Raw genomic sequence first — 14,931 nt, forward strand, 5'->3', positions numbered from 1 at the left:
TTTGCGCCAGGAGAAGGAAGATGGTGCGTCGATATCACCCCATGCCCTTCGGGGCCGAAGTGCTTCCCGACGGGCGCGTGCGCTTCCGGCTCTGGGCGCCCGAAGCGCAACGGGTGGATCTGTGCCTGGTGGACCGAAATCCCGAAGCGATCATATCCATGGCGTCGGAAGCGGAAGGCTGGCGCCAGGTGACCACCGACCAGGCGACCCGCGACACAGCTTACCTGTTCCGCATCGACGGCGGGCACCGGGTGCCCGACCCGGCCTCGCGCTTTCAGCTGGAGGACGTGCACGGTTCCAGCCGGGTCGTCGATCCGGCCGCGTTTGCATGGTCCGACGACGGCTGGCGAGGACGGCCATGGGAGGAGACCGTATTTTACGAGCTGCACGTGGGGACCTTCACCTCGGAGGGGACGTTTCAGGCTACCAGTCGGCGGCTTGATCGTCTGCACCAGTTGGGCGTAACGGCGATCCAGCTGATGCCGGTCGCCGAATTTCCGGGCCGGCGTAACTGGGGCTACGACGGCGCCCTCAAGTTCGCGGTGGAAAGCGCCTACGGCGGCCCGGATGATCTGAAAGAGCTGGTGCAAACGGCCCATGAGCTGGGCCTGATGGTCTTCCTGGATGCCGTGTACAACCACTTCGGACCGGAAGGCAATTACCTCCATCTCTATGTGCCGGCGTTCTTTAGCCGGGAGCCTAGGACGCCTTGGGGCGATGCCATCAATTTCGACGGCGAGGGCAGCCATTGGGTCAGAAGCTTCTTCGTCCACAACGCCCTCTACTGGCTCGAGGAATACCATCTGGACGGACTCCGTCTGGATGCCGTACACGCGATCCACGACGATTCGCAGCCGGGCATCGTGGAGGAAATCGCCGATGCGGTGCGGCAGCGCATCGGCGGCAATCGAACCGTCCATCTGGTGCTGGAGAACGACGATAACATCGCCGCTTATCTCGAACGCGATGAAAGCGGATGTGCGCGCCGCTACCAGGCGCAATGGAACGACGACATCCACCATGCCCTGCATGTGCTCCTGACGGGCGAAGCGGGCGGCTACTACCGGGATTATTCGGATCGTCCCATGGATCAATTGGGGCGCTGTCTCAGCGAGGGATTCGCGTATCAGGGCGAGCCCTCGCCTCACAGAAATGGCAACCGGCGCGGCGAGCCGAGCCGGCATCTCCCGCCGACGGCTTTCGTGAGCTTCCTGCAGAACCATGACCAGATCGGCAATCGCGCATTCGGCGAGCGCATCACCCAGCTTGCATCCGCCGAATCGGTGCGGGCCGCGATGGCCATACTGCTCCTGGCGCCCTCGCCGCCGCTCCTGTTCATGGGACAGGAATGGGGCAGCCGCCAACCGTTCGCCTTTTTTTGCCACTTCGAGCCGGCATTGGCGGAACAGGTGACCGAAGGACGCCGGCGGGAATTCGCCGGGCTTCCTCAATTCCGCGACCCGGTCTCGCTGGATTCGATCCCCGACCCTTCCGCCGAGGAAACCTTCCGGGACTCCACGCTCGATTGGCAAACGGCGGAAACCACCGAAGGCCGGCAATGGTTGGCTTGGCACCGTGAGCTACTGAGCCTGCGCCGCCTGGAAATCGTCCCCCGTCTCGCCGGCATCCGGGGGAATGCGGCGGACTTTCGCGCGTTCGGCGAGCGGAGCTTGCTCGTACGATGGCTGCTCGGCGACGACTCGCAACTGGTGCTGCTCGCCAATCTGGGGCCCGATGCGACGCCCGCCATCGAATGGCCCGAGGGGCGGCTTTTGTTCGCTCTGCCGGAAGCGCTGGCCACCCCATCGCCCCTTCTTGGCCTACCGGGCTGGTCGGTGGCCTGGTTCATACGGGAAGTGCCGGATACATGAACGAAAAAGTCACGCCGCGCGCGACCTACCGGCTGCAATTCAACCGGAACTTCACCTTCGTGGAGGCGACACGCCGGGTGCCTTACCTCGCCGCGCTGGGCATCAGTCATGTCTATGCGTCGCCATGCCTCAAGGCACGTGCCGGCAGCCTGCACGGTTATGACATCGTCGACCATAATGCCTTCAACCCGGAAATCGGCAGTCGCGAGGAATTCGAGCATTTCGTCGATACGCTACACGACCACGGCATGGGCTTGATCCTGGATATCGTGCCGAATCATTTGGGCATCGCCGGCGGGGAAAATACCTGGTGGCTGGACGTCCTGGAGCATGGCCAGTCCTCGGCCTACGCCGCCTATTTCGACATCGACTGGCATCCGGTGAAGGAGGCCTTGCGTAGCAAGGTGCTGCTGCCCGTGCTGGGCGCTCAATACGGTGAGGTTCTGGAAAGGGGCGAGCTCACGCTCGCCTTCGACAGCCGGCGCGGCGAATTCGCCATACGTTATTACGACCACCGTTTTCCGCTCGATCCGGAAACCTACCCGGTCATTCTTGCCCACGAAATGGACAGTCTCGCCGCGCGCGCCGCGGAAGAAAGCCACGCGATGACGGAATGGCACGGCCTGGTCGCGGATTTCGAGCGGCTCCGCGCCGCCCGCGGCGTACCGACCGAACGGTTGCGCGCCAGCGCCGCCTGCAAGCAGTGCCTGGCCGCGCTGTTCGAGCGGTCGCCGTCGGTGCGCGCGTTCATCGAGGAAAAAATTGCCGTCTACAACGGTGCTGCGGGGCATCAGGGATCCTTCGACCTGCTGCACGGCCTGCTCGAGCAGCAGTCGTTCCGGCTGGCCTACTGGCGCGTGGCGGCCGACGAGATCAACTACCGGCGGTTTTTCGACGTCAACGAACTGGTCTGCCTGCGCCAGGAAAATTCCGAGGTCTTCGATGCCACCCACAGACTGTTATTCGCGCTGATCGCCGACGGCAGCGTGGATGGCTTGCGCGTCGACCACCCGGACGGATTGCACGATCCCCGGGCCTACTTCCGGCGGCTGCAGGACGAGGCCTGCCGGGGCAGGGACTGTCTTCCCGGTACGGCGACGCCCCGGGAAGACAAGCCGCTCTATCTGGTGGCGGAGAAGATCCTCGCCGGCTACGAGCATCTGCCGGAGGACTGGGCCATCGACGGCGACACGGGTTATGCGTACGCCAACCTCGTCAACGGATTGTTCATCTACCCGGGGTCCGAACGCGAGTTGACCCGGCTGTACGCGCGCTTCACCGGCATCCGCAGCACGTTCGACGAGGTGTGGTACGACCGCAAACGGGAGATCATCCGCTCCCAGCTTTCCAGCGAACTGACCGTGCTGGCCAACCTGCTCGACGGCATCGCCCAGGCCGGTCGGGATACGCGCGACTACACGCTGAACGGCCTGCGCGAGGCGCTCACCGAGGTGGTGGCCTGCTTTCCGGTCTATCGCACCTATGTCACGCCCGAATCCGTCAGCGAGGACGATCGCCGCTTCGTCGACTGGGCGGTGGCGCAGGCGAAGCGGCGCAGCCCCGCGGCGGACACTTCGGTCTTCGATTTCATCCGCGACATTCTGCTGCTGAGCAAGCTCGAAAACCGGGAGGCCGACTATCGAGGCCGGGTGCTGCGCTTCGCCATGCGCTTTCAGCAATACACGGCGCCGGTGAATGCCAAGGGCATGGAGGACACCGCTTTTTATGTGTACAACCGCCTGGTTGCGCTGAACGAGGTGGGCGGCGACCCGCGCCGTTTCGGGGTGAGTCCCGCCGCGTTCCACACGACCAATCAGCAGCGCTTGCGGCACTGGCCGCGGGCGATGCTCAACACCTCCACGCACGACAGCAAGCGCGGTGAGGACGTGCGCGCCCGCCTCGACGTGATCAGCGAACTCGTCGACGAGTGGCCTCAGATGCTCACCCGTTGGAGCCGGTTGAACCGGCGCAAGAAACGGCCGGTGGACGATGCGCCGGCGCCGTCCCGCAACGACGAATACCTGCTCTACCAAACCCTACTCGGCACCTGGCCCGTCGAACCCCTGGACGCATCGGGGCTGGAGCAATTCCGCGCGCGGATCGAGGCTTACATGCTGAAGGCGCTCAGGGAGGCGAAGATCCATACCTCCTGGATCAACCCGAACGAGGCTTACGAAGCGGCCGTCACGGCATTCGTGCGTGGACTGCTGGATGCCTCCGCGGGTAAGGCATTCCTGGCGGATTTTCTGCCCTTCCAGCAGCGCGTGGCGCGCTTCGGTTTGTACAACAGTCTCTCCGCGACGCTCCTGAAACTGACGTCGCCCGGCGTGCCGGATATCTATCAAGGGACGGAATTGTGGAGTTTTACTTTGGTCGATCCCGACAACCGGGGCCCGGTGGATTTCAATCTGCGTGAGCGGACCTTGCGCAGCCTGAGGGATACGGACGTCGCGCCCGATCACTTGCGCAGCCTGATCGAGCGTCTCGAAGAGGGTCGAGCAAAGCTCCATCTGATCCGCAAAACGCTCGCGCTGAGGCGGGATTACCCGGATGTCTTCGCCTGGGGCGATTACCTGCCCCTAGAGTCCGTTGGCGAAAAGGCCGAGCATTTGTGCTCTTTCGCGCGCCGCCGGGAGCAAATCACGATCCTGGTCATCGCCGCCCGCTGGTTCGCCCGCCTGTTGCTTGGGCGGGATGGTCTTCCCCTCGGAACGGCGGTGTGGGGCGACACTTTTATCCCCCTGCCCGATGGCGCCGGGGGCACGGTCTTCAAAGAGGTGCTAAGTGACCGGCATGTGACGACGATGGCGCAGGATGGCAGGCGTCTGTTACGCATCGGCGAGGTATTGAGCCATTTTCCGGTTGCGCTCCTCATTTCGGCTGATCGCTAGCGATTGCCTCCCATCAGACCGATCAGACTCACCCGCGGCCTGTTCATCGGACTCGAGCTTGATTCGCATATGGCAAGCGCCAGGGATATATGCCCGATATTCATGTCTAAAACCACAGAGTAAGGACAGCCGTGCGATCGTGGCGAATCTTGTTCCGCAGCTGCTTATCAGCGCGGAACGCGTCGTCGAGTTCAACCAGAACCGAGGAGGCTGTGTGATGAGTTTTCCGCTCGAGCTAGGTCGCCGCGACGCATTGTTGCTGATCGACTTGCAGAACGACTTTCTTCCGGGCGGCGCCTTGCCGGTATCCGAGTCGGTGCCGGTCGTGGAAGCGGCGAACGCTTGGCTCGACCGCTTCCGTTCCCATCGGCTCCCGGTCTTCGCGAGCCGCGACTGGCATCCGTCCGATCACTGTTCGTTCCGCTCCCACGGTGGCCCCTGGCCTGTTCATTGCGTGGCGGGTACACCGGGCGCTAGGTTCCCGCCCGGCCTGCGCTGGCCGGATGGTGCGATCTTTCTCGACAAGGCGTATGCGCGGGACAGGGAGGCGTATTCGGTTTTCGACGGCACCGACCTGGATTGCCGTCTCAAAAATGCCGGCGTCGACCGGCTGTTCATAGGAGGCATCGCCACGGATTACTGTGTGTTGCACACGGTCATCCAGGCCCTCGCCTTGGGCTATGGCGTTTTTGTGCTCACCGATGCCATCGCCGCGCTGAATGTACATCCCGGCGACGGTGCCGCGGCGCTGGAACGGATGTGTGAGGCGGGTGCGCTCCCTATCGCCATCGCCGACGTGGGAGCTTGAGCATGCTGCCGGCCGCCAGCGCGCTCCTCACCGACGTTTACCAGCTCACCATGCTGCAGGCTTACTACGACCACGGCCAGAACGAACGGGCCGCTTTCGAGTTTTTCGTGCGGAAACTTCCGATCAAGCGCAACTTTCTGGTCGCGGCGGGGCTGGAACAAGTACTCGAATACCTGGAAACCTTGCGTTTCACCGCGGAAGAACTGGATTGGCTGGCCGGCTGCGGCTTGTTCCGCGGGGATTTCGTGGAAACGCTGGCGAACTTCGCATTTACCGGCGACGTCTATGCCATGCCGGAGGGAACGGTTTGTTTTCCGGACGAACCCCTGCTGCGCGTGGAGGCGCCGATCCGCGAGGCGCAATTGGTCGAAACCCGGCTGATCAACTTATTGCAGTATCAAACCATGGTCGCGTCCAAGGCGGCGCGCATGGCCCTGGCCGCGCCGGGCAAACTGCTGGTCGACTTCGGCCTGCGCCGTTCGCATGGCGCCGAGGCGGGACTGCTGGCGGCGCGCGCGGGTTTCCTCACGGGCCTATCGGGGACTGCTACGGTGCTGGCGGGCAAGCTGTGGGGCATTCCGCTCTACGGCACCATGGCCCATTCCTATGTACAGGCGCACGACACGGAACTGGAGGCGTTCGAACATTTTGCCCTGTCCTTCCCCGACGCCTGCACCTGGCTGATCGACACCTACGACACGGAGCATGCAGCGGCCAAGCTGGTACCGCTGGCGCAGGCCTTGCGCGAACGCGGGATCCGGGTCAGCGGCGTACGCATCGACAGTGGTGATCTGGGACAGCACGCTAGGCAGGTGCGCCACATCCTGGACGCCGGAGGATTGGGGGATATGCAGATATTCGCCAGCGGCGATCTGGACGAATTCAGACTCGCCGATCTGGTGGCTCGGGCTCCAATCGATGGATACGGCATAGGCACGCGGATGAATACCTCCGCGGACGCGCCCTATCTGGACTGCGCCTACAAACTGCAGGACTATGCCGGCAAACCCAAGCGCAAGCGCTCGGAGGGGAAGATCAACTGGCCGGGCCGCAAGCAGGTGTACCGGCAATGGGACGATGACGGGACGATGCTCGGCGACGTGCTGACCACCGCCGGCGATGTTCAGCCAGGCGCGCCCTTGTTGCAGCCGATGATGAAAAGCGGTCGACGCCTGTCGCCGGCGCTTGCACTGAGCGAGATACGCGAGTCCGCCGCGGCGCAGATCGCGGCGCTGCCCGAGCCTCTGAGGACATTGGAAGCCGCGCCCCCTTACCCGCTTCACGTCGCCGCACTGCTGCAGGCGCTCGCGAACGAGGTGGATGTCTATACGTTCGCGCGAAACCGTTAAAACGGCTGCCGCCCGGCCGTCATGGAAACGGCGATCGGCGAAGTCTAGGGTACCTATATCGATCCGGTTATTTTCTCGGAGTGGACGCTGATGGACAGTTACCGCAGATTCAAAACGGTCCTGGCTTGCATCAGGCTGGCTAACAAAATCGCCCGGCAGCGGGGCGGGGTCGATGTCTTGATGACCAGATTGTCGGCGCTGGATGAGGAACTGTCGGGCGCTTCCCTGACACGGCCCTGTCCCGCCTGCGGTTCCACAGAGTGGGAGCCCACCGAAACCCAAGCATCGGCCGATGGGATAAGGTTTGCCCGGCTTCGCTGCAAAGCCTGCGGACAGGAGTTCGGTCAGCCCCAATCCGGCAGTTGACCACCGGCTTAATTCTTTTATTCCAGACGCAAAAATCGCGGGGATTCCCGGCGAAAAATCGGCGCGGAAGGCCGGATCGATCCGGGATCTACTAACTCCGGGTCCGATATCCCGGCGTGCGCTCATTCCTGCCAATGGAGAGCTGCCAACCGCTGATATCTCACGCAATACCAAAGCGGCTGCGCCCCTTCGACCAACGGAGCCTGTCAGCAGCTCGATCCCCCGTAAACTGGCGCAAGTATGGCCGTAGACCTCCCCTACCGTCGATCGGAAGGTTCTCTTTTTGATTGATAGGACTCCAGAAACTGCCGGCATCGCAGACACGACCGTTAATCAGAGTCTTCATATAGAATGCGGGCTGCCGTCTTGGACCTTGCGGCCGGGGTGCCCTATGTCTTAACTTAGGATGCCACGCTCGACGTGTGCGGCGGGCGATGACTTCATGTGCGGAGAGGCTAGCCCGTGCCGATACTGAACATTCATGCTTTCCTACAGAGGCTCACTCGGCAAGCCCGCGGATAAGTCCCCGTGCTTTTGATGACTGGGTTATCAGGCGCGGCGGCCGATATCCGTTCGTTGCGAGACACTACAGGGGAAGTGCCGTTCGTCCCTAGCCGAGCTCAGGCACCGTTTCCCCATGCCTAAAACCGAACCGCACCGACCGCTGAACCGTTTTCCGGAAATAGTCGCTGATCCCATGCTCTGGTCCACACGGTTGGCGGTATGGGCCAGCCTGTTCACCGTCGTTCTGTCCATGGCCGCTTGCGCGCTGCCGCCTTATAAACCGGAAGTCGGGGACGTCCTGGCCCCGCAACAGGCCGCTCCGGCCACGCGCCACAGCAGATGGCGCCCCAGGACGATCGAACCGGATGACTCACCGGTGGACAAGACCGATGCGGCAGCGGTGGGGCGGGCCCTGGTCGATCCGAAGAAAGAATACGGCTTGGCCGATCTGGTCGATCTCGGGCTGCGCGCCAATCCTGCTACCCGCTCGGCATGGGAGCAGGCCAGGGCGGCGGCGGCCGGTTTGGGCATGGCCGAGGCGGCCTGGCTTCCCGTCTTGACGGCTAAAGCCAATGCCGGCTACGGTCAGCAGACCGAGGCGGTGTTCCTGTTTCGCGGCTTTACCACCACCCCCAGCCTGGGACTTTCCTGGACGCTATTCGACTTCGGGCGCCCGGCCAAGATCGATCAGGCCGCGCAGCGGCTCGTGGCCGCCGATTTCAACTTCAACCGCACCCACCAGAAGGTCGCCTACGAGGTGCAGCGCGCCTATTTTGCCTATGTCGCCACCCAGGCCGAGATCGATGCCGCCGAGGCCACGGTGCGGCAGACGGAGAAAAACGCCGTATCCGTGCGGGCCCAGTTGGCGAACGGCCTGGCGACCCGGCCGGAATGGCTGCTTGCCGTGCAGGACAAGGCCAAGGCCGACTACGAACTGCAGGCGGCGCGGGGTAAACTGTCGCATAGTCGTGCGGAATTGGCGGAGAGCTTGGGCATCACGCCCGACATCGAGCTGAAAGTGGCAAGGATAGAAGCGCTACCCCTGCCGGAAACCATAGAGCCCACCGCCGACGGCCTGATCGACCAGGCCCTGAGCCAGCGCCCCGACCTGTCCGCCCGCCTGGCGGAACTTAGGGCCAGGGAAGCGGAAATCAGGAAAGCGGAGGCGGCGTTCTGGCCCACCGTGTCGCTGAATGCCAAGGCCGGTTCGACCATTTTCGACTACCAATACCTCTCCGGCCCGGCGCCTTTGCCCAATAACATTCGGGCGGGCTATCTGGACTATGGGGCCGGCATCAGCTTCGAGTGGAATCTGTTCGAGGGCTGGGCCAGCACCAACGCCGTCCGCCAAGCCACGGCCAAACGCGGGGAGGCTCAGGCGGAGTTCGACGCGCTGCAATTGCAGATCATCAAGGACGTGTGGAAAAGCTATGCCGATGTCAAAACCGCCTTGCGCAAGCGCGAATTCGCCATCGCCCTGTTGCAGGCCGCGGAGCAGTCCTACTATGCCCTCAAGGCAAGCTATGCGAACGGGCTTTCCACCGTCATCGAACTGCTGACCGCGGAGCGTAACCTGAGCAGTGCTCGCGACACCGAAATCGAAAGCCGCACGGCCTTGCTGCAGGCCGCGGCGGCGCTGGTTTATGCATCCGGCGACTCAAACGACAGGCAATAGGCGCGGAGCGACAGGCTGCGCCGCGCGGATTCCGGCCTTGCGGGCCTCGCGCCGAGACCTGCCATCATTTCAGCGACGTTTTCAGCCCTTCGGATACCCATGATCATGAAACGGCTCGCCCTTTTCGGCCTCCTGGCCCTGCAGACTTTCCTGCTCAGTGCCTGCGACCCCCTGTTGACCATACAGGGTTCGTTCTGGCCGCCCTGGATCGTTTGCATCGTATCCGGCATGGTGCTGACGACCGCGATGTCCCTGGTTTTCACGACAATCCGGATAGACCCGTATCTGGGCCACCCCGTGATCGTTTATACCTGCCTGTGGGCCTTGCTGACGTTCAGCACCTGGCTGATCGGTTATGCCCAATAGCCCCTCCGAACGACCTTGGCAAGCGGCGATGAATGAACAAACGAAAATCCTGTTAGGCCGTCTGCTCGGGGGAGCCATCGCTCTCGGCGCCGTTCTGACAGGGCTTGTGGTGTGGAATGAAAACATCGCGCACCCCCGCACCAACGACGCCATGGTACGGGCCAATATCGTGGACATCATGCCCCAGCACGTCAGCGGCCGCATCAGCGAACTGCATGTCGCCGACAACCAGTGGGTCAAAAAGGGCGAGCTGCTCTACGTCATCGACCCGCGCCCTTATCAGGCGGCCCTCGCCCGGGCCAGGGCCAGGCTGCAGCTGGCCGAGAAGGAGGTGGAGGCCGACCACGCGTCCATCGAGGCCAGCCACGCCAAGGTGAAACAGGCAGAGCACGAACAGGCCGCCGCCGACGCGGAAATCGCCCGGATGAAGGCCAAGGCGGAGTACGACCAAAGCTATCTGCAACGCATCCAGCCGCTGCTAAAGCAAGAATTCGTCACCGCCAACAAGGTCAACGAGGCGACGGCGGCACGGGATGCCTCGGCGGCGGCGGTCAAAGACGCGCTGGCCCGGCAGCGCGCGGCGACCATGGGTGTCGACTTCGCCCACAAGGAACATCTGCAGGAGGAGGCCAAGCTGGCGCAGTTCGGCGACGTCTATGCCAAGATCGAAGCCGCCCGCGCCGAGGTGCAGAGTGCCGAACTGGATGTGGAATACTGCTCGGTTTACGCGCCCTTCGATGCCTATGTGACCAACTTGAACATCTCGGTCGGACAATACGTGCAGCCCGGGCAGAAACTGTTCGCGCTGGTCGACGACCGGACCTGGTACGTGATCGCCGATTACAAGGAAACCTATCTGCGGGACATCAAGCCGGGCATGGCGGTGGACGTGTTTCTCGCCCCCTATCCGGGCAAGCGTTTCCGCGGCGAAGTGCAGGGCATCAGTTGGGCCAACTATCCAGACAACATCAAGGAGCAGGGTTCGCTGCCGACCGTGGAAAGGACGCTGAACTGGGTGGTGCTGGCCTCCCGCTTCCCGGTGCGCATCAAGCTGCTGGAGCGCGACCCGCAGTATCCCTTCCGCATGGGCATGACAGCGTTCACCACCGTCCTGGGGTTTGCGGGCGAACCCGCTGCCGACCCCAGGCAACGGCCGTGAATGTCTGAGCCAGCCACCCGAGTCACCATCCCAGGCGCGGATTGAGCCATGCGGGATTTGTGGAACAAGTTTTGGCTGGGCCTGCCGCCTGCGGAATTCCTGCGCGCCGAGCTGCGCTGGACGCCCGCGCGCCGAATCCTGACGGTCCGCCTGTTCGTCATCCTGATGGTCATCAGCCTGGTCAGCGTCACCCTGCGCCCGCCGGCCACGGTGGCTTTGAGTTTCGCCTTCGTGATGATGCTCGGCGCGGCCATGACCGACTACACGATGACCCTGCTCACCGCGCTGCAATTGGTAAAACTGGTGCTCCTCGCCATCGGGCTCAGCGTCGTCAGCCTCGGTTTATGGGGCGACCAGCCCTGGTTCCTGGTGCCCTGGTCGTTCACGCTGATCACGCTGCTGCTCTTCTACGCGCGGGTCAACGGTACTCCGGCCATCGCCGCCGTGCTTTATGTCGCCGTGGTGCTGTTCAAGCCGGAGCAGCCGGTGCAGAACGTCTACGGCGCCTTGTGGCTGTTCCCGACCCTGGTGCTGTTGACCTACGGCACCGCCGTGCTGGCCCACCTGGTGCTGTGGCGCCAGGATCCCTTGGCCGTGCTGCACGCGCATATCGCCCAGCGCTTCGAGGCCATCATCCGCATGCTGGAAAGCCTGGTGGAACGGGGCGCGGATTCGGAGACAAGAGCGGACAGCGGCGAGCGGCCTTATCCCGGCGCCGTGTCCCGCCATTTCCACCTGCTCACTAACGCCGAACTGGCCCATCCGGAACTGAGGCTCAAGCATTTGGAATGGGTGGACCTTATCGCGGAGGTGGACACCTGGTTCAACAACACCGCGGCCTTGACGCGCCTCATGGCCCGGACGGATGCCCGGCGCCGTTTCAGCGGCAGCGAATTTGCGAGGCTGCAGACCAACCTGGCCGAATGCCGGGCCTTGCGCGCGGATTTTCTGGCTGCCCGCCAGCCGCCGGCCCTATCGGATCTAAGACCGGCCGAAGACGGCCGGTCCCCCATCGATACGGACCCGCCGGTCGCCCATTTTCTGCACCGGCTGGACGACGCCGCGCTGAGGATCCGGAAAACCCTGGCCGGCGTATACGGCCCCGTGTCGCCGCTTGAGATTTCCAGTCCGACGACCGAGCCGGCCGGCGCAACGGCGTTTTGGCGCACCTATGTGCGGAAGGACTATTGGCTCGACAACATCGATTCGCTGCATTACGGCATGAAGTACGCGATGGCCGTCGTGATCAGCCTGTTTCTGGTCCAGGCCCTGCATTGGCCGGAAATCGCCACCGCCATTCTGACCTGCGTGATCGTCGCTCAACCGAGCCTGGGTGCCAGTTACCGCATCTCGCTATTGCGCATCCTGGGCGCCACATTGGGCGGCCTGCTGGCCTACGTGTTCATCATCGTGCTGCAACCGGCGCTGGAAACGGTCGCCGGCTTCATGCTGGCCATCGCCCCGGTGTGCTGGCTCGCCGCCTGGGTGGGATCGGGCAGCCCCCGCATCGCCTATGTGGGCACGCAAATCGGTTTCTCGTTCGCCAACGCGGTGCTGCCCGGCTACGGGCCGGCGATCAACCTGGACATCGCCTGGGACCGTGTGTTCGGCATCCTCATCGGCATCATCATCATCGGCGTCATCGATTATGCTCTCTGGCCGCAACGCTCCGAGCAATTGGCGATGAACCGCCTCGCCATTAGCCTGCGCATGCTGAGCCGTTTCGTCATGCTCGACGCAGCGGGGGTCGGCAACACCCGCTCGGACCCCGACCTGATGCGCGCCATAGACGGCGAACTGCAAAAAGCCGCGGGTTTGCGGGAGCACGCCGCCTTAGAACCGGGCACCGGCCGGCCGGACGCCGCCGCGCGCATCCTCGCGCTGGATTTGATCATAGGCGCCGTGCACGGCGTCGCGCGAGTGACGCAGGCGCGCCACCATTATTATCGGGAACGGAATTTCCGGTCCCGGACGGAAGTGCTTCTGGAACAGCAACGGGGGCTCGACAACGCCTGCTGCGAGCGGCTGCTCTCCCTGGCGCAGCACGTGTGCGAGCACCCCGCCGCGCCACCACCCGACGGCAGGCCATTGCTGAGCGCACTCGAAAATTCGGCTCGCCAACTCACGGCCGACCCGGCCGTCGACTGGGAAACCCGAAAATCCATCCTCGCTTGCATCGACCTCAACAAAATACTTCTGGACTATATCGATGAGCTGGAAGCGCTTATAAGCGGCCTCCATCCTCGGCCCGATCCGGGCGGTGATGCGTCGCCATCCGGACATGGCGTGGAGACCTTCTCAGCATAAGCCGGCGCTCACTGTGCAATGCTCACCCGATATCCATACTGAGGTGCCCCAACGGCAGGTTTGCCGCCAAGATGAGACATCCCGCGGGTCGCGGCGGAGGAGGGCTTGCGGGTGGGACCCGCACCGTGGTCGACGTGCTCGCCACCCCGCGCAATCTGCATCGCGCCAAGTTGGATTTCGCGCAGACGCGTTACGACTACATCAACAACGGCTTAACGCATCGTTCATGACGCAGCGCTTACGCGCCCGATGCGCCGTTGCCTTTTTTCTTGACCGACAGCGCTTCGCCGGTGGCCGTGCCGGCGAGGCGTTCCTTCAGGCTTTCGAAATGCTGCAAGGATAGAAGATGCAGGAACACCCACTCCAATTCGTCGGCTTGCGCCAGATCGGCTAGGGTGTCGCCCGAGAGTGCCTTCAGCCTGTCCTTGTTCACGCCCAGGAAACCGGTGAGGGATACGATCTGCCCTGAATCCAGAGTGATCTGGGCCTGCATCGGTTCGAGCAAGTTCAGTTCTTTGAGTTTCTTGCAAAACGTCTGGGTGCGCTGGAATTCGGCCTGATACCCCTGAAGGAAGCGAAGCACATCCTGCACATAGTTCGTCGGCTTGCCGTTGTCGTCGAACAACTGCTGTCCTCGGCCTTCCTGATTGCAGCCCGCATAGGCCTCGTCGATGCACAGGGAAAACGTGGTGCCGTCGCTGCTGCTCGAGAAGACGAAGGGATAGCGGCGCACGAAGGCCGGGATGTATTTGCCATCCCAGCCGCCTTGCTCGGTCAGGAATAGGTTCTCGCCGGCCCGCAGCCCGAGGATCACGGCAGGCATCACGTGTTCTCCATTGCCGGCAAAAACGATGGGATATTCGGCCGCGGTGCGAGGAAACTCGACCGTCATCAGCGGCACCGAGTTCACCTTGCGGCAGAAAGCGAAACCGCCCGCTGTGTCTACGGACCACTGCCCGTGTCTTGTCTGGGTGACCGGAACGGCGGTTTCGTATATCAGCAATTGCGTAGCCATAAGCGATTGTTCCTCGAGGATGAGAGCTTGAACGGGGCGGAGGGAGCCGAGCGCGTGGAAACCTAGCACGAAAAGCTGCGGCCAGCCAGGCAAGGCGGGCGGAATTCGGGGTTTCCGTGGGCGCAAATCGGGCAGGAAAACTTCGGCTCAAGGGACAAAACCGAGTGATAAGAATTCTTGCAAACGGGGGTTGCTTATGGTGCCATTACACAGCGCCGGAGTAGGAAGTTTTTCTTTCGCCATGCCAGGGGACGGGGACATCGGATGCAGGCAGGTTCGCGTGTGCGGTTTTGTCCTTGGCTATTTCGGAGCGTTCGCCAAACCTGTCGTGAGGCAGGGACGGAAAGCCACGGGTCTTACCACGCAATGGGACGAAGAAGAACGCGCTGTGGCCGAACTGGAACGAGGCGTTTGATAGTCGCCACTCGATCCGCTTCGGAGTCGTGCCGATCTTGTATCCTCCGTGCGGATTAAGAAAGCCGGGTTGCCACCTCTATATGTGGAGGGAAGCAGCCAGGCTTTTTTTGTGCCCGCCGACTTCCGTTTTCGAAAGCCAAGAACACGTCGAGTTCCGCTGACGACATGAGCGGCCCCGAGTGCTCTTACAGGAGTATCCAGCC

10 protein-coding genes and 1 riboswitch are annotated in these 14,931 nt (G+C 63.0%); of the genes, 9 read left to right on the forward strand and 1 reads right to left on the reverse strand.

The features are described 5' to 3' along the window. Positions 1-20: 20 nt before the first annotated feature. The 9 genes from treZ to JWZ97_RS05040 all read left to right on the forward strand — a co-directional run bounded on the left by treZ (position 21) and on the right by JWZ97_RS05040 (position 13,526). Positions 21-1,871 carry a malto-oligosyltrehalose trehalohydrolase gene (gene treZ, locus JWZ97_RS05000; protein WP_240342490.1) on the forward strand — a complete coding sequence of 617 codons (1,851 nt, stop codon included), beginning with the start codon at positions 21-23 and terminating at the stop codon, positions 1,869-1,871. Next, positions 1,868-4,762, forward strand: a complete 2,895-nt coding sequence (treY, locus tag JWZ97_RS05005) for a malto-oligosyltrehalose synthase (protein WP_205433712.1) — start codon at positions 1,868-1,870, stop codon at positions 4,760-4,762. Before treZ ends, treY begins: the two co-directional genes overlap by 4 nt. Positions 4,763-4,979: 217 nt before the next feature. Next, a complete protein-coding gene (locus tag JWZ97_RS05010; protein WP_205433713.1) occupies positions 4,980-5,570 on the forward strand; it encodes an isochorismatase family protein in 591 nt (196 codons plus the stop codon). A gap of 2 nt (positions 5,571-5,572) precedes the next feature. After that, the gene (locus tag JWZ97_RS05015; RefSeq protein WP_205433714.1) at positions 5,573-6,919 is read left to right on the forward strand and encodes a nicotinate phosphoribosyltransferase; all 1,347 of its coding nucleotides are present in this window, start codon (positions 5,573-5,575) and stop codon (positions 6,917-6,919) included. Positions 6,920-7,922: 1,003 nt separating this feature from the next. Continuing rightward, complete coding sequence (locus tag JWZ97_RS05020) at positions 7,923-9,464, forward strand: TolC family protein (RefSeq protein WP_205433715.1); 1,542 nt, start codon at positions 7,923-7,925, stop codon at positions 9,462-9,464. A gap of 105 nt (positions 9,465-9,569) precedes the next feature. Then, the gene (locus tag JWZ97_RS05025; protein WP_205433716.1) at positions 9,570-9,830 is read left to right on the forward strand and encodes a YtcA family lipoprotein; all 261 of its coding nucleotides are present in this window, start codon (positions 9,570-9,572) and stop codon (positions 9,828-9,830) included. 28 nt (positions 9,831-9,858) lie between these two features. Then, on the forward strand, positions 9,859-10,989 hold the full coding sequence (locus JWZ97_RS05030; RefSeq protein WP_205433717.1) for a biotin/lipoyl-binding protein: 1,131 nt from the start codon (positions 9,859-9,861) through the stop codon (positions 10,987-10,989). 48 nt (positions 10,990-11,037) lie between these two features. Beyond that, positions 11,038-13,296 carry an FUSC family protein gene (locus tag JWZ97_RS05035; RefSeq protein ID WP_205433718.1) on the forward strand — a complete coding sequence of 753 codons (2,259 nt, stop codon included), beginning with the start codon at positions 11,038-11,040 and terminating at the stop codon, positions 13,294-13,296. A gap of 71 nt (positions 13,297-13,367) precedes the next feature. Continuing rightward, complete coding sequence (locus tag JWZ97_RS05040) at positions 13,368-13,526, forward strand: hypothetical protein (protein ID WP_205433719.1); 159 nt, start codon at positions 13,368-13,370, stop codon at positions 13,524-13,526. An 8-nt stretch (positions 13,527-13,534) separates the two neighbouring features. Here JWZ97_RS05040 and JWZ97_RS05045 read toward each other — a convergent pair whose 3' ends face one another. Then, a complete protein-coding gene (locus tag JWZ97_RS05045; protein ID WP_205433720.1) occupies positions 13,535-14,311 on the reverse strand; it encodes a SapC family protein in 777 nt (258 codons plus the stop codon). A 306-nt stretch (positions 14,312-14,617) separates the two neighbouring features. Beyond that, a riboswitch (cyclic di-GMP riboswitch) is annotated at positions 14,618-14,803 on the forward strand. The last annotated feature ends 128 nt before the right edge of the window (positions 14,804-14,931 follow it).

It is taken from the genome of Methylococcus sp. EFPC2, from assembly GCF_016925495.1.
GTDB lineage: Bacteria > Pseudomonadota > Gammaproteobacteria > Methylococcales > Methylococcaceae > EFPC2.